This window comes from Bradyrhizobium sp. SYSU BS000235, from assembly GCF_049747295.1.
GTDB lineage: Bacteria > Pseudomonadota > Alphaproteobacteria > Rhizobiales > Xanthobacteraceae > Afipia.
Genome location: NZ_JBMHJM010000001.1, coordinates 2489785 through 2504754 on the forward strand (window position 1 = coordinate 2489785; position 14970 = coordinate 2504754).

Below are 14970 nucleotides of genomic sequence, written 5' to 3' on the forward strand. Positions count from 1 at the left end.
AGAGTTGATAGCGGCGTCATGTGACATCAATCCAGCCCCTGTCGCAGGCTGGCCGCCGCGGCGAATGGCCCGACCACGAAACTGACAAGAGACAAGGCGCAAAGGATCGAAAACGGCGTGCCGAACGGTGCTGAGCCGCTGATGGCGGCGTTCGACGCTGCGACCCCGAAGATCAAGACGGGAATCGACAATGGCAACACGACCACCGCGAGCAAAAGGCCGCCCCGTCGTAGCGTGACCGCGAGCCCGGCCCCGATCATGCCGATAAAGGTCAGGGCCGGTGTTCCCACCAGCAGCGTCAACATGACAGCGAACGTTGCTTGCGCGTCCAGATTCAGCAGAATTCCGGCCAAAGGCGTCGCAACGATCAGCGGAATGCCGGCAGCGAGCCAGTGCGCAATGGCCTTGGCGGCGCATGTCAGCTCCAGCGGCGTGCGACTCATGGCGATGACGTCGAGCGAGCCGTCATCCTGGTCTGCGGTAAACAGGCGGTCGAGGGTCAAAAGGCTCGCCAGCATGGCGCCGAGCCAGAGAATCGCCGGGCCGATGCGCTTCAAGAGCGCCAGATCCGGCCCAAGCGCGAAAGGCATCACCACCACAACGGTGACGAAGAACAACACGCCGATCAGCGCACCGCCGCCGGCGCGGAGCGCGATCCGGATATCGCGGCGAATCAGGGCGGCCAACGCCGTCATGTGGCGCCTCCGATCCGGAGTTGGCGCGCGGCATCGAGTTCGACATGGGTGGCGGCCACGATCAGGCCGCCGGTCTGCTGGTGACTGGCCATCACTCCCGCGATCATCGCCTGGCCGCTGGTGTCGAGGGCCGTGGTGGGTTCATCGAGCAGCCAGACCGGACGTTTGACGACGAGGAGCCGCGCGATCGACAGCCGCTTGCGTTGGCCGGCGGACAAATAGGCCGCGGGCAGATGGGCGGCATGGGCAAGCCCGACCGCTTCAAGGCTCGCACGTGAGCCGGCCGCCTCACCGCCGAGAAAATCACGCCAGAAATCGAGATTTTCCAGCACGGTGAGAGACGGCTTCAGCGCGTCCCGGTGACCGAGATAGTGGACTTGCTCGGCCACTGTGAGTTCCTGCTCGCCGCCCTCGAGGCTGATGCTGCCGTCGGCAATCTGCAGAAGACCCGCGATCATCCGCAGCAGAGAGGATTTGCCCGCACCGTTCGGGCCAACCACGGCAAGCGCCTCTCCGGCGGCCACCGTAAAATCGAGATCTGCGAAGATCTCGCGCCCACCTCGCACACATCTCAAACCGCGCCCCGATAGCCTCATAGTGCGGAACCAATGACCTCAATGGAGAAGGGTCGGCGTCTGGGCGAACGCAGACGAGATGAGCAGACAATCCATAGCGTGTGTGGTGGACAGACTGGAAAGATTCTATAAAACCGGAACTTGATGCAGCACACAATCAACCCCTGCAGACCGCCCGGTCCAGCCCCATTTACTCTGCCTCGGACGGTATCTCGATACCTTTCATCGGGTGTCTCCAACTTCTGAATCGGGATCGCTCACATGCCCTCGCTCGATAGCTTCAAATGCCAGAAAACCCTCAAGGTTGGCGCGAAAACATACGTTTATTACAGCCTGCCCACCGCCGAAAAGAACGGCCTCAAGGGTATTTCGAAGCTGCCTTACTCGATGAAGGTGCTGCTCGAAAACATGCTCCGCAACGAGGATGACCGCACGGTCAAGAAGGCCGACATCGTCGCCTTCTCGCAGTGGGCCCGGAAGAAGACTCTCGAGCATGAAATCGCATTCCGTCCGGCCCGCGTGCTGATGCAGGACTTCACCGGCGTGCCGGCCGTGGTCGATCTGGCCGCCATGCGCAACGCGATGAAGGCCCTCGGCGGCGATGCCGAAAAGATCAACCCGCTGGTGCCGGTCGATCTGGTGATCGACCACTCGGTGATCGTGAACTTCTTCGGGGACAACAAGGCCTTCGGGAAGAACGTCGCGGAAGAATACAAGCAGAACCAGGAACGTTATGAATTCCTGAAGTGGGGCCAGAAGGCGTTTTCGAACTTCTCCGTGGTGCCGCCCGGCACAGGTATCTGCCACCAAGTCAATCTCGAATACCTGGCCCAGACCGTCTGGACCAAGAAAGAGAAGCTCAAGGTCGGCAAGAAGACCGGCACCTTCGAAGTGGCCTATCCCGATTCGCTGGTCGGCACCGATTCGCACACCACCATGGTCAACGGCCTTGCCGTGCTCGGCTGGGGCGTCGGCGGCATCGAAGCAGAAGCCGCGATGCTCGGCCAGCCGCTCTCGATGCTGCTGCCCGACGTGGTTGGCTTCAAGCTCAAGGGCAAACTCCGCGAGGGCGTGACCTCCACCGACCTCGTGCTCACCGTCACCCAGATGCTGCGCAAGCTCGGCGTGGTCGGCAAGTTTGTCGAATTCTATGGCCCCGGCCTCGATTTCCTCTCGGTCGCCGACAAGGCGACGATCGGCAACATGGCTCCGGAATACGGTGCCACCTGCGGCTTCTTCCCGGTGGACAAGGCAGCGCTCGACTATCTCAAGACATCGGGCCGTGCGGCAGCGCGTGTCGCCTTGGTTGAAAAATATGCCAAGGCGCAGGGCCTGTTCCGCACGTCCGCCAGTAAGGACCCGGTCTTCACCGAGACCCTCGTGCTCGACTTGAAGGACGTGCAACCTTCACTCGCCGGTCCGAAGCGTCCGGAAGGCCGTGTGGCACTGGAATCCGTCGCAAGCGGTTTCGAAACCGCACTCACCAATGAGTACAAGAAGCCAAACGATCACGATCAGCGCTTCGCCGTCGAAGGCCGCACGCATGACTTGGGCCACGGTGACGTGGTGATCGCTGCGATCACCTCCTGCACCAACACCTCGAACCCAAGCGTTCTGATCGCCGCTGGATTGCTGGCCCGCAAGGCTGCAGCCAAGGGCCTGAAAGCCAAGCCTTGGGTGAAGACGTCGCTCGCTCCGGGCAGCCAGGTGGTCGCCGAGTATCTGGCGAATTCCGGTCTGCAGAAGGATCTCGACGCGGTTGGCTTCAACCTCGTCGGCTTCGGCTGCACCACCTGCATCGGCAACTCCGGTCCGCTGCCGGAAGAAATTTCGAAGACGATCAATGACAATGGCATCGTGGCCGCTGCCGTGCTGTCGGGTAACCGCAACTTCGAAGGCCGCGTGTCGCCGGACGTCCAGGCCAACTATCTCGCCTCGCCGCCGCTCGTGGTGGCTCATGCGCTTGCCGGCACGGTGACGAAGAATCTCGACACGGATCCGATCGGCACCGGCAAGGACGGCAAGCCGGTCTATCTCAAGGACATCTGGCCGACGTCGACGGAAATCAACGCCTTCATCAAGAAGTACGTCACCTCGACGATCTTCAAGAAGAAGTACGCCGATGTGTTCAAGGGCGACACCAACTGGCGCAAGATCAAGACCACGACGAGCGACACTTACAAGTGGAACATGAGCTCGACGTATGTGCAGAATCCACCCTACTTCGAAGGCATGAAGATGGAGCCCGAGCCGACGACCGATATCGTCGAGGCACGCATCCTTGCCATGTTCGGTGACAAGATCACCACCGACCACATCTCACCGGCAGGTTCGATCAAGCTGACCTCGCCGGCAGGCAAGTATCTCTCCGAGCATCAGGTGCGGCCGGCCGACTTCAACCAGTACGGCACGCGGCGCGGCAACCACGAAGTGATGATGCGCGGGACGTTCGCCAACATCCGCATCAAGAACCACATGCTGCAGGGCGCTGACGGAAACATTCCGGAAGGCGGCTTGACCAAGCACTGGCCCGACGGCGAACAGATGTCGATCTACGATGCCGCGATGAAGTACCAGGAGGAGCAGGTGCCGCTCGTGGTGTTCGCAGGTGCGGAATACGGCAATGGATCGTCGCGCGACTGGGCGGCCAAGGGCACGCGTCTGCTCGGCGTCCGCGCAGTGATTGCCCAAAGCTTCGAACGCATCCATCGTTCGAACCTGGTGGGCATGGGCGTGTTGCCGCTGACCTTCGAAGACGGAGCGTCGTGGCAGTCGATCGGCTTGAAGGGCGACGAAAAGGTCACCATTCGCGGCCTTCAGGGCGATCTCCGGCCGCGGCAGAAGCTGACGGCGGAAATCGTCGATGCCGGCGGTTCGCTGAAGAATGTTTCGCTGCTTTGCCGCATCGATACGCTCGACGAGCTCGAATATTACCGCAACGGCGGCATCCTGCATTACGTGCTGCGCAAGCTGGCCGCGTAATAGGGCTTGCCAACGCAACCGTGAACGGGCTCACTGCGACGTGAGTAGAAGCTTAAGGGAAGGCGGCCTATCACAGGGCCGCCTTCTTCGTAAGGCAACTGAGTCAAAATAGGATGCGACGTGGCTTATCGGGATTCCAGTGCTGATGCGAAAGCGGCGGGCAAACTTGCCCAGCTGTCGTGTCTGCTTGGAGTCTGTATGGTTTTTGCCGCGGTTACGCCTGCTGGAGCAGAACCGCGTGCGGTGGTTGAACTGTTTACCTCGCAAGGGTGCTCCTCATGTCCCCCTGCAGACAAGGTTCTGGGTGATCTCAGCAAGGATCCCTCTGTCATCGCATTGAGTTTGCCGATCGATTACTGGGACTATCTCGGTTGGAAGGACACGCTGGCGGACTCTCGTTTCAGCGCGCGTCAAAAAGCTTATTCGCACGTCCGAGGCGATCGTGGTGTCTATACGCCGCAGGCCATCGTCAACGGCTCTGCGAACGTCCTTGGCAGTGACAAGGCCGGTATTGAAACTGCAGTCAGCCGGACAAAGGGCGTCGATGGTGCGATGTCGGTGCCTGTGACGATGACGAGGTCTGGTAAGCAAATCAACGTATCGGTCGCGGCCTCGGATACCGCGGGTCGAAGCGGTGAAGTTTGGATCTGCGCGGTGTCGAAGGCGGTTCCGATTACAATCGCGAAGGGTGAAAACCGCGGACATCAGATCACGTATCACAACGTGGTACGGAATATGCTGAAGGTCGGCGACTGGAACGGCAGCGCGAATAGCTGGAGCGTGCCGATCGAGAACATCGCGCGTGATGGCGTCGATGCCGCCGCCGTGTACGTTCAGGACGGCAATCGCGACAAGCCCGGACCGATGCTCGGCGCGGCCTTTACCTCCCTTAACTAAATCAGAAATTTTTCAGTCGTGAGCGCGAGGCTGCAAGTGGCCTGGGCAGCAGGCTGTTACCTGCAACAGCTTCGGTGAATTCTTTCCTATGCAAAGCAAGGCGAGGACGATTGGCCTGCCAACAAAAAAGGCCAGCTTTCGCTGGCCGGAAGGATTGGGGATCTACCTGACTGCGAATTAGACCCGATCCTATCGACCCCGGGGGGCTGGGGGCTGAGGAATCCGGTGCCAAAAGGACCGGGTCAACGCAGTGCAGTGTTATTCGCAGCCCAGCACGGCGGCGTATGGGCCGAATTCAGGCAGCATTATGATTTCGACTAACTTGCGTGTGATAACTCGTTGAGCAGCCTCGTGGTCCGATTTTAGCATTCGCATCCTGTTACCGCAGGCACCTCTTGCGAATGTTGGAATCGCAGGACCACTAGAAATTGTAAGTTTCGAGTTTGGAGTTTGACATTCGCTTACCTGCGGCCCGGTGAATCGCGAATGTCAAATCCACTCCACTCGCTGTTCCAATGGCTATTTCAAGCTTGCAGGTCCCGGCAGACCGGAGGACTATGTCGGTTAAGTGACAGGAGGCGCCGATGAATCCGATATCAGGGGATACAGACCCAAGCGAGACCCGGGGGCAGGAGCGCAGCAGCACCACACCGCTCCCGCCCCAGAATGTCACGTTCAACCGCCTCGAACTGAATCGCATCCTCAACCTCTACGGGCGCATGGTCGCCGACGGTGAATGGCGTGACTACGCCATCGACTTTCTGAAGGACCGGGCGGTGTTTTCGATTTTCCGCCGAGCTTCGGAAGTGCCGATCTATCGCATCGAGAAAGACCCGCGCCTGGCGCGCAAGCAGGGTGCTTACAGCGTGATCGCGGCCAGTGGACAAATTCTCCGCCGGGGTCACGAACTGGAACGCGTGCTGCTGGTCATTGACCGCAAGCTGGCACTGGTGTGAGCCTGGTGTCCCGATTCGGAAGTTCGCACAGACGCGCGGCGTGCCCGGATGCGGACTTCGGAATCAAAGGGACACCGGCAAGTCTATAATCCTGGTGCCGCTTTTGGATTTGAAGTCCTTCATCGCGCTTGGGACTTCACACGGAAGAATTTCAAATCCGCGGCGCTAGGCCGGAACGGTGGTGGCGCCGGCCCCCAGCGCGCGTTGCATCATCACCGTATCGAGCCACCGCCCGAACTTGAACCCAACATCCGGGTGCGTGCCGATCATCTGGAATCCTGTCCGGGTGTGCAGGGCGACGGAGGCTGCATTCGCGGAGTCGCCAATGACCGCGATCATTTGGCGATAACCTCGCGCCTCCGACTGCGCGATCAGCTCGATCATCAAGGCCGTTCCAATGCCGCGCCGATGGCTTGCAGGCGCCAGATAGACGGAATTTTCCACGGTGAAGCGGTAGGCAGGCCGGGGGCGATAAGGCCCCGCATAGGCATAGCCCACCACGTGTCCCTCGAGCGTCGCCACGAGATAGGGAAAGCCTGCTTCCTGAAGCGACGTGAAGCGCCGGGTCATTTCAGCGACATCCGGAGGGGTCAGTTCGAAGGTCGCGGTGCCGGTGCGGACCTCGTGGTCATAGATGCGGGTGATGGCAGGGATATCCGCCGGAGCGGCGGATCGGATCGCGGGATTCGACATGCGGGCAGCTTAATTTTGTAGTCCGCAAAACAAAAGCCCCGGCTTTTGGCCGGGGCTTTCCGAAAATCGATCGATCCTGATTAATCGCGCTGTCCGAGCAGCTGCAGCAGCAGCGTGAACAGGTTGATGAAGTTCAGGTAAAGCGAGAGTGCGCCGGTGATTGCTGCACGCTCCGCGATGTCGCCGCCCTGGCCGGCGTAGCCGTAGATGTAGTCGTTCTTCAGGCGTTGCGTATCCCAGGCGGTGAGGCCCGCGAACACCAGCACGCCAACCACCGACACCACGAACTGCAGCATCGAGCTTGCCACGAAGATGTTCACCAGGCTCGCGATGATGATGCCGAACAGGCCCATCATCAGGAACGAGCCCATTCCCGTCATGTCACGCTTGGTGGTGTAGCCGTAGAGGCTCAGCGCACCGAACGAAGCCGCCGTGATGAAGAACACCCGCACGATCGAGGAGTGGGTGTAGACGAGGAAGATCGACGACAGCGAGATACCCATCAGCGCCGCGAACACCCAGAACAGCATCTGGGCTGTCGCGGGGCGCAGGCGGTTGATGCCGAACGAAATGGCGAACACCATCACGAGCGGCGCAAGGATGAATACCCACTTCAGCGGGCTGACGAACATGGCCACGCCGAACGACGTCAAATAGGTGCTGCCGATCCTGCCGGCGGCGCCGGCAGCATCAGGCGTCACCGCGCCCATGTAGACGCCAAGGGCGGCAAAGCCGGTGATGGCCAGGCCGATCGCCATATAGTTGTAGATCTTGAGCATGTACGAGCGCAGGCCCGCATCCACGGTCGCGGCATCAGCGCGCCCGGCGGCCCGGCCGAACGGAGAAGCATAATTACGGTCCAAGTCCGACATTGTCGAAACCTCTTGGTTGACTGACGAAAGCGAAGGGTCTGCGCCGTCAGCTGTGAGTCCTTCCCGGAGACCGAATTGATAGACCATTCCGTGATGGCATCAAGCCGAATTCCGAACCCGCTCGGTATGTGGGAAATTAACACACACGACGCAAGCTTGGGCGCGCGGCTGAATGTCGCAAAACCAGCATGCGCCTGCTACATATTGTCATAAGTTACGTAGCACGGTCGCTGGTTTTTGGTTAAGGGCAAGTAATGTTCCCGCGAGCCCGAGACCGACCGTCACGGCAAGAGCCGCCACGACCACGATGGCCGCGCTTCCGGCCTGCCAGACAAAGCTCAACGTCATCAGACGTGTCACGATCTGCCAGGCGGCGATCGAGCCCACAGCGACCCCGAAGATGGCGGTCGCAAGGCCGATGATGAGGTATTCGAGTGCATACGCGCCCATCAGCCGCACGCGTGTCGCACCGAGTGTTTTCAGGATCACCGCATCATAAACGCGATGCCGATGGCCGGCTGCCAGCGCCCCGCCCAGGACCAGAAGCGCTGAAATCAATGTCACCAGACTGGCCCCGCGAATGGCGAGGATGAGATTTGTGACAACTTTTCCGACGGACTCGAGGGCCTCGCGGACCCGGACGCTGGTCACATTGGGAAAGGCCGCCGCAACCGCCTTGACCAGTTTGGCGTCGGTCTCGGTGCTGGAGTTGAGCTCCGTCAAAGTTGCAAGGTCGGTATGCGGCGCGCCGGTGAAGGTTTTCGGCGAATAGACCAGGACGAAATTGATGCCGAGACTCTGCCAGTCCACATTCCGCAAGTTGCCGATCTTGGCGGTGATGTCGCGGCCGAGGACGTTCACGGTAATGTCATCGCCAATCTTGAGGTGGAGTCCTTCGGCGATCTTCTTCTCAAGCGAGACCAGCGGCGGTCCGCTGTAATCGGCGTCCCACCATTTTCCTTCCACCACCTTCGAGCCGCGTGGCACATCGGTGGCGTAAGTCAGACCACGGTCGCTCTGAAGGACCCAGGCGACATCAACGCCGGGCTTGAGTTCTTCGGCTCTCACGCCGTTGGCTGCCACGATACGTCCGCGCAACATCGGTACGGATTCGACGTTGGCGTTGGGTGCTTTCTCTTTCAGGAAATTCGTGAAATTTCCAGCCTGGGCCGAGGGAATGTCGATGAAATAGAAGGACGGTGCATGCTCCGGCAATGACGCGGCAAACTGCCGGCGAAGATTGCCGTCGATCTGGGTCACCGTCACCAGCACCGCGAGGCCAAGTCCGAGTGAGATCACCACCGATGGCGTTAAAGCGCCGGGGCGGTGAATGTTCGTGATCGCCAGCCGCAGCATGGTCAGGCGCGGGCGCGGCAGGCGCCGCGCCAAGGCCATCAGCGCAAATGCTGTTCCGCGCAGAACAATGAAAACGCCGATCGATGAGACGACAAAGACCGTCGCGACGCGCTTGTCGTAGGCCAGACCAATTGCGATCGCGACCAGAAGTGCAATCACACCCGCCATGAAAGCGAGATAGCGCCGCCGCGGCCAGTGAAATTCAGAGGCAACACTTTCGCGAAACAACGTCGCCACCGGTACATCGTGAACTTGAGACAGCGGCCACAGTCCGAAGGCGAGGGCGGTGAGAAGGCCGTAAACAAACGACAGTGCGAGTTCACCGGGATGGAATGTCGGATCGACCGGCAGCGGCAGGATATTCCCAAACACGCCGACGATGATAAACGGCAATGCAGCGCCGATTACGAGTCCGATCAGTGATCCGACAGCCGCAAGGATCATCACCTGTGTCAGATAAATGATGAAGACCTCGCGTCCGGTTGCACCGAGCGCCTTGAACGTTGCGACCACATCACGCCTGCGGTCGAGATGGCTTTTGACGGCATTGGCAACGCCGACACCGCCGACCAGGAGTGCGGCCAGGCCGACCAGCGTCAGAAATTGCGTGAACCGTGTGATGTTGCGCTCGAGCTGCGGTGACGCGTTGCTGCGGCTGCGGATTTCCCAACCTGCTTCGGGCAAAGCTTTCTGCGCTTCGTCCGTGAGGCTCTGGGACGCAAGCTCCGTATTTGCGTTATCTGGCAGGCGGACGCGATAGACCCAACGCACCAGTGAGCCGGGCTGCAACAGACCCGTTGCCCGCAAGGCGTCTTCGCTGACGAGGAAGCGCGGTCCCAGGCCGACGCCGGCCGCAAGCTTGTCAGGCTCCGCCTCGACGGCGCTGCGAATCTGGAAGGTGGCGTTTCCGACGGTGACCCTGTCACCAACCTTCAAACCAAGACGGGCCAGCAAAATCGGATCGGCACCGGCCCCGAATGTACCGTCACGCTGCGCCAGCAAATCATGAACCGGCATCTGCGGCGTCAACGACAGCTCACCGAGCATCGGATAGCTGCTGTCGACCGCCTTCAAATCGATCAGCGCAAATTCACCGCTGCTCGATCGCGCCATGGCGCGCAGGAATGCCGCGGAGGAGACCTGACCATGTGCGTCAAGAAAGCTGCGCTCTTGCGGGGTTGCTTCGCGTTGAATCAATGCGAAGGAGAGGTCGCCGCCGAGCAAGGTGCGGCCCTGATGCGCGAGCCCTTCGCTGAGGCTTCCGGCAACCGAGCCCACGCCGGCGATGGCCATCACTCCCAAGGCGATGCAGGCAATGAAAACGTAGAAGCCCCGTAAACCGCTGCGCAATTCGCGCACCGCGTAACGGAGTGCGAGGCCCAACATGTGATGAGCTGTCATTGACGTGCTTGCCGCTGTCACAGGGACGCCGTCTTTATCCGCTGCATGTCAGTTGCCGCTCCATCGATGCGGCCCGACCGCAGCCGGATCACGCGATCGCAGCGTTGCGCCAGATTGATATCGTGCGTGACCAGGACCAGCGTCATACCGCGCTCGAGATGCTTGGCGAATAACAGGTCGACGATCTGTTTGCCTGTGGTTTCATCGAGATTGCCGGTCGGTTCGTCCGCGACCAGGATGGCAGGGTCAGGTGCAAGCGCACGCGCCAGTGCGACGCGTTGCTGTTCGCCGCCGGACAGTTGCGCCGGATAGTGGTGCAAGCGTTCGCCGAGGCCAACGTCTGCCAGCTCTTTGGCGGCACGGATGGATGCATCCGTCCGGCCGGCAAGCTCCAGCGGAACAGCAACGTTCTCCAGCGCCGTCATGGTCGGAATCAGATGAAACGATTGAAAGACGATGCCGACATGCCGCCCGCGAAAGCGGGCAAGGTCATCTTCATCGAGGTCATTGAAAGAAATTCCATTGACCACCACCTTTCCGCTGTCAGGACGCTCTAATCCCGCCATGACCATGAGGAGGGTCGATTTTCCGGAGCCGGAGGGGCCGATCAGGCCGACGGTTTCGCCGGAAGCAACGCTCAGGCTTATGTCCTTCAGGATGTGAACGCGCGCGGCGCCGCTTCCAAGTGAAAGGTTAACGCCTGAAACAGCAATGGTGTCGGATGTTTCGCCCGCGGGCGACGGGGGTGCAATGAAATTGTCCATGGATATGTCATATGGGGCGCGGGGCCGCGTGGTCGAGAGGCTTGTGCGTGTGCTCATGGTCGCAGCGGCGGGGATAATGATGGCGATGTCGGGGCCGGCGCAGGCACAAACCTCCGATGTCAAAAATGTGAAGCCGATCAAGTTGGCAGTTCTCGGCGATTCATTGACGGCCGGCTACGGGTTGCCGGCGTCGGCGGCCTTCCCCGTTCGCTTGCAGAAAGCCCTGCAGGATAAAGGGATCGCGGCGGACGTCCTGAATGCCGGCGTGTCGGGCGATACCGCGACAGGCGGGCGCGATCGCCTCGACTGGTCCATTCCCGAGGGGACGGAAGCTGTGATTGTCGAGCTTGGCGCCAACGACGCGCTGCGTGGTGTAGATCCGGCGACGACCCGTGCGGCCCTCGACGACATCCTGAAAAGACTGAAGGCGCGGAACATCGCTGTCTTGTTGTGCGGCATGTATGCGCCGCCAAACCTCGGCGCGGACTACGGTACGAAGTTCAACGGCATTTATCCGGATCTTGCGAAAGCCTACGGTGTTCCGCTGTATCCATTCTTTCTGGACGGCGTTGCCGGTGACGCAAAACTGACCCAGCCCGATGGCCTGCATCCAACCGCCGCCGGCGTGGACGTGGTCGTTCAGCGCATTCTGCCCACCGTTGAGGCCTTTCTGAAGGATCGTGGGCCGAGCTGAAAGGATTTTTGCCGTTCCCGTGATGGTCGCTTCGCACTGTCATGGCACTGCGGTAAAAATGATGACGGGTGATTCGTGATCCTCTTCAGCATCGAGGAGACCTGTGATGCCACGTTTGTTCACCGGACTGGAAATTCCCTCCGACATTAGTGAGAAGCTTTCGAGTCTGCGCGGCGGATTGCCGGGCGCGCGCTGGATCGATCCTGAAAACTACCATGTGACGTTGCGCTTTATCGGCGATATCGACGGTCTGGCGGCAAACGAAATCGCGTCCACCCTGTTCCGAATCAATCGCAAGCCGTTCGAGGTCGAGCTGCAAGGCCTGCAGAGCTTCGGCGGCAAGAAGCCGCGCGCCGTGGTGGCATGCGTTGTACCAAGCCGGCCGCTGATGGAACTGCAATCGGAGCTCGAACGCCTGATGCAGCGCTTCGGGCTCGATCCTGAAGGACGCAAATTCATTCCCCACGTGACGTTGGCGCGGTTGCGGGATGCGTCCGACCGGGATGTTGCGGATTACCTGTCGCTGCGCGGCTATTTCCCGAAGCGCACTTTCATGGCCTCGCGCTTTGTTCTGTTCTCCTCCCGAACATCGGTGGGTGGCGGCCCCTACGTTGTCGAAGCCCCCTATGCGCTGAGTGCATAGAGAACATTGGCTCAGTAAAAATCGGCTATTGCAGGCCGCGTCCCATCTGGCGAGACCGCGATTCCGCGGTTTCGGCTCTTTGTAGTCTTGCATTTTTCGTGGCGTTGAGGCCGTTAGCGGGTCATGAACGCTCCGACGCCCGCCTCCTTCCGCAGGCATTATCAAGCTCTCGTTGCCGCTGGGACAATCGAGGCCGATCCGGCCCAGGCCCAGGCCGTCGAGGCTTTTTCGGCGCTTGAGGCGCGCCTCGCAGGCTACAAGCCGGGGCGCGGCGGACTGCTGCAACGCTTATTCGCCGACAAGGACGCGGCGCCTGTCCGCGGTCTCTACGTTCATGGCGAAGTGGGTCGTGGCAAGACCATGCTGATGGATCTGTTTTTCAACGACAGCTCCGTCGCCCACAAACGCCGCGCGCATTTCCATGAATTCATGGCCGACGTTCATGAGCGCATTCATGGCTTTCGCCAGAAGATCGAGCGCGAGGAGATCTCCGACAGCGATCCGGTGCGGCTCGCGGCCAATTCGATCTTCGATGAGGCGTGGCTGCTGTGCTTCGATGAATTTCACGTCACCGATATTGCGGACGCGATGATCCTCGGCCGGCTGTTTTCGCGGTTGTTCGAGCTGGGCACGGTGGTGGTTGCGACGTCGAACGTTGCGCCCGACGATCTCTACAAGGGCGGTCTCAACCGGGCGTTGTTCCTGCCTTTCATCGAGCAATTCAAGTCACGGATGGATGTGTTGCGGCTCGATGCGCGAACCGATTTCCGTCTGGAAAAGCTTGCCGGCATCAAAATGTGGCTGGTGCCCGCGGATGACACGGCCAAGGCAACCCTCGATCAGGCCTGGGTCAAGCTCACTGGCGGTGCTGCCACCAGGCCACGCGATATCACGATCAAAGGGCGGGTTCTCCACGTCCCGCATTCGGCGCACGGCGTTGCGCGCTTCACGTTTGCGGATTTGTGCGAGAAGCCGCTTGGGGCGTCGGATTATCTGCGGCTTGCGCGCGACTACCATACGTTGATCATCGACCGGATTCCGGCGATGGCCTACGAGCATCGCAATATCGCCAAGCGATTCATCACGCTGATCGATACGCTTTACGACAATGCCGTGAAGCTGATGGCGTCCGCCGACGTCGATCCGCTGTCGCTCTACAGTGCGACCGAAGGCATCGAGGCGAACGAATTCAAGCGAACCGCGTCGCGACTGATCGAAATGGGCTCCGAATCGTATCTTGCGCTGCCCCACGGCCGCAGCGATTCGACCGCCAGCGGCTCGACGACCGGCCTGGTTGAGACCTGATGTCGGGGCCGGCGGAATCGCGCGCCGGGCCCTTGAGCCGCTTTATTGAGCGTGGGGCGACTTGAACGCGTCCCGCGAAAGGTCTAACCAGCCATCCAGACTTTCCCTCCTTCCCAACGTCGACTTCAAAGGACAGATTTCCCATGGCACGTGACAAGATTGCGTTGATTGGCTCAGGTCAGATTGGTGGCACACTCGCACATCTCGTTGGCCTGAAAGAGTTGGGCGACGTGGTCATGTTCGATATCGCGGAAGGCATTCCGCAGGGTAAGTCCCTCGACATCGCGCAGTCGTCCCCGGTCGACGGCTTCGACGCCAACTTCTCCGGCGCAAACTCCTATGAAGCCATCGACGGCGCCAAGGTCGTGATCGTCACCGCCGGCGTCCCCCGCAAGCCGGGCATGAGCCGCGATGACCTTCTCAGCATCAATCTCAAGGTCATGGAGCAGGTCGGCGCGGGCATCAAGAAGTACGCCCCCGACGCCTTCGTGATCTGCATCACCAACCCGCTCGACGCCATGGTCTGGGCGCTACAGAAGGCCTGCGGACTGCCTCACAAGAAGGTCGTCGGCATGGCCGGCGTGCTGGACTCGTCCCGCTTCCGTTATTTCCTCGCTGACGAATTCAATGTGTCGGTCGAAGACGTCACCGCGTTCGTGCTCGGTGGCCACGGCGACACCATGGTGCCGCTGACCAAGTATTCGACGGTGGCCGGCATTCCGCTGCCTGATCTCGTGAAGATGGGCTGGACCTCGCAGGCTCGCATCGACGAGATCGTCGACCGCACCCGCAACGGCGGCGCCGAGATCGTCAATCTGCTCAAGACCGGTTCGGCCTTCTACGCGCCAGCCGCTTCCGCGATCGCGATGGCGGAAAGCTATCTGCGCGACAAGAAGCGCGTGCTGCCTTGCGCTGCGTATCTCAACGGCGAATACGGCGTGAAGGACATGTATGTCGGCGTTCCGGTTGTGATCGGAGCGAAGGGCGTCGAGCGCGTTGTCGAGATCGAACTGGCCGGCAAGGACCGTGAAGGCTTCGACAAGTCCGTCGGCGCCGTGCAGGGCCTGGTCGACGCCTGCAAGAAGATCGCTCCCGATCTTCTCGGCAAGTAAGGCACTCACTTCAGCACTGTTTGTC

The 14970-nt window shown here is 60.6% G+C and carries 13 protein-coding genes; 7 read left to right on the plus strand and 6 right to left on the minus strand.

Going from position 1 to position 14970, the window contains the following annotated elements; all coding sequences use genetic code 11:
• Positions 1-26 precede the first annotated feature (26 nt).
• Together ccmB and ccmA are read right to left on the minus strand one after the other, a co-directional pair.
• Complete coding sequence (gene ccmB, locus ACP0KA_RS11670; RefSeq protein ID WP_424628950.1) at positions 27-695, minus strand: heme exporter protein CcmB; 669 nt, start codon at positions 693-695, stop codon at positions 27-29.
• Positions 692-1291 carry a heme ABC exporter ATP-binding protein CcmA gene (ccmA, locus tag ACP0KA_RS11675; RefSeq protein WP_424628951.1) on the minus strand — a complete coding sequence of 200 codons (600 nt, stop codon included), beginning with the start codon at positions 1289-1291 and terminating at the stop codon, positions 692-694. Before ccmA ends, ccmB begins: the two co-directional genes overlap by 4 nt.
• Before the next feature lie 240 nt (positions 1292-1531).
• Here ccmA and acnA point away from each other — a divergent pair, with 240 nt between their 5' ends.
• The 3 genes from acnA (at position 1532) to ACP0KA_RS11690 (ending at position 6105) form a co-directional block, all read left to right on the plus strand.
• Positions 1532-4252, plus strand: a complete 2721-nt coding sequence (gene acnA / locus ACP0KA_RS11680) for an aconitate hydratase AcnA (RefSeq protein WP_424628952.1) — start codon at positions 1532-1534, stop codon at positions 4250-4252.
• Between the two features lie 198 nt (positions 4253-4450).
• On the plus strand, positions 4451-5149 hold the full coding sequence (locus ACP0KA_RS11685; protein ID WP_424628953.1) for a DUF1223 domain-containing protein: 699 nt from the start codon (positions 4451-4453) through the stop codon (positions 5147-5149).
• 584 nt (positions 5150-5733) lie between these two features.
• A complete protein-coding gene (locus tag ACP0KA_RS11690) occupies positions 5734-6105 on the plus strand; it encodes a DUF2794 domain-containing protein (RefSeq protein ID WP_424628954.1) in 372 nt (123 codons plus the stop codon).
• Positions 6106-6270: 165 nt separating this feature from the next.
• Here ACP0KA_RS11690 and ACP0KA_RS11695 read toward each other — a convergent pair whose 3' ends face one another.
• The 4 genes from ACP0KA_RS11695 to ACP0KA_RS11710 all read right to left on the minus strand — a co-directional run bounded on the left by ACP0KA_RS11695 (position 6271) and on the right by ACP0KA_RS11710 (position 11191).
• Positions 6271-6798, minus strand: coding sequence for an N-acetyltransferase family protein (locus tag ACP0KA_RS11695; protein WP_424628955.1), 528 nt, complete (start codon positions 6796-6798; stop codon positions 6271-6273).
• An 80-nt stretch (positions 6799-6878) separates the two neighbouring features.
• Complete coding sequence (locus tag ACP0KA_RS11700) at positions 6879-7670, minus strand: Bax inhibitor-1/YccA family protein (protein WP_424628956.1); 792 nt, start codon at positions 7668-7670, stop codon at positions 6879-6881.
• A 207-nt stretch (positions 7671-7877) separates the two neighbouring features.
• Positions 7878-10427, minus strand: coding sequence for an ABC transporter permease (locus ACP0KA_RS11705; protein WP_424628957.1), 2550 nt, complete (start codon positions 10425-10427; stop codon positions 7878-7880).
• Positions 10428-10444: 17 nt separating this feature from the next.
• Positions 10445-11191, minus strand: coding sequence for an ABC transporter ATP-binding protein (locus ACP0KA_RS11710; RefSeq protein ID WP_424628958.1), 747 nt, complete (start codon positions 11189-11191; stop codon positions 10445-10447).
• Between ACP0KA_RS11710 and ACP0KA_RS11715 the strand changes: the two genes are divergently transcribed.
• From ACP0KA_RS11715 to mdh, 4 genes are all read left to right on the plus strand, one after another.
• Positions 11190-11885, plus strand: coding sequence for an arylesterase (locus ACP0KA_RS11715; protein ID WP_424628959.1), 696 nt, complete (start codon positions 11190-11192; stop codon positions 11883-11885). The two genes, ACP0KA_RS11710 and ACP0KA_RS11715, sit on opposite strands and share 2 nt — an antisense overlap.
• Before the next feature lie 106 nt (positions 11886-11991).
• Positions 11992-12528: an RNA 2',3'-cyclic phosphodiesterase gene (gene thpR / locus ACP0KA_RS11720; protein ID WP_424628960.1), complete on the plus strand. Its 537-nt coding sequence runs from the start codon at positions 11992-11994 to the stop codon at positions 12526-12528.
• 123 nt (positions 12529-12651) lie between these two features.
• Positions 12652-13833 carry a cell division protein ZapE gene (zapE, locus tag ACP0KA_RS11725; RefSeq protein WP_424628961.1) on the plus strand — a complete coding sequence of 394 codons (1182 nt, stop codon included), beginning with the start codon at positions 12652-12654 and terminating at the stop codon, positions 13831-13833.
• A 143-nt stretch (positions 13834-13976) separates the two neighbouring features.
• On the plus strand, positions 13977-14945 hold the full coding sequence (gene mdh / locus ACP0KA_RS11730) for a malate dehydrogenase (protein ID WP_424628962.1): 969 nt from the start codon (positions 13977-13979) through the stop codon (positions 14943-14945).
• The last annotated feature ends 25 nt before the right edge of the window (positions 14946-14970 follow it).

What these genes read in the sequence shown, in the direction of transcription:
- ACP0KA_RS11690 (WP_424628954.1), top strand. Translation starts at nt 5,734, where the DNA reads ATGAATCCGATATCAGGGGATACAGACCCAAGCGAGACCCGGGGGCAG.
- zapE (WP_424628961.1), top strand. Translation starts at nt 12,652, where the DNA reads ATGAACGCTCCGACGCCCGCCTCCTTCCGCAGGCATTATCAAGCTCTC.
- ACP0KA_RS11695 (WP_424628955.1), bottom strand. Translation starts at nt 6,798, where the DNA reads ATGTCGAATCCCGCGATCCGATCCGCCGCTCCGGCGGATATCCCTGCC.
- ACP0KA_RS11710 (WP_424628958.1), bottom strand. Translation starts at nt 11,191, where the DNA reads ATGGACAATTTCATTGCACCCCCGTCGCCCGCGGGCGAAACATCCGAC.
- ACP0KA_RS11705 (WP_424628957.1), bottom strand. Translation starts at nt 10,427, where the DNA reads ATGACAGCTCATCACATGTTGGGCCTCGCACTCCGTTACGCGGTGCGC.
- acnA (WP_424628952.1), top strand. Translation starts at nt 1,532, where the DNA reads ATGCCCTCGCTCGATAGCTTCAAATGCCAGAAAACCCTCAAGGTTGGC.
- ccmA (WP_424628951.1), bottom strand. Translation starts at nt 1,291, where the DNA reads ATGAGGCTATCGGGGCGCGGTTTGAGATGTGTGCGAGGTGGGCGCGAG.
- thpR (WP_424628960.1), top strand. Translation starts at nt 11,992, where the DNA reads ATGCCACGTTTGTTCACCGGACTGGAAATTCCCTCCGACATTAGTGAG.
- ACP0KA_RS11715 (WP_424628959.1), top strand. Translation starts at nt 11,190, where the DNA reads ATGGATATGTCATATGGGGCGCGGGGCCGCGTGGTCGAGAGGCTTGTG.
- ccmB (WP_424628950.1), bottom strand. Translation starts at nt 695, where the DNA reads ATGACGGCGTTGGCCGCCCTGATTCGCCGCGATATCCGGATCGCGCTC.
- mdh (WP_424628962.1), top strand. Translation starts at nt 13,977, where the DNA reads ATGGCACGTGACAAGATTGCGTTGATTGGCTCAGGTCAGATTGGTGGC.
- ACP0KA_RS11700 (WP_424628956.1), bottom strand. Translation starts at nt 7,670, where the DNA reads ATGTCGGACTTGGACCGTAATTATGCTTCTCCGTTCGGCCGGGCCGCC.
- ACP0KA_RS11685 (WP_424628953.1), top strand. Translation starts at nt 4,451, where the DNA reads ATGGTTTTTGCCGCGGTTACGCCTGCTGGAGCAGAACCGCGTGCGGTG.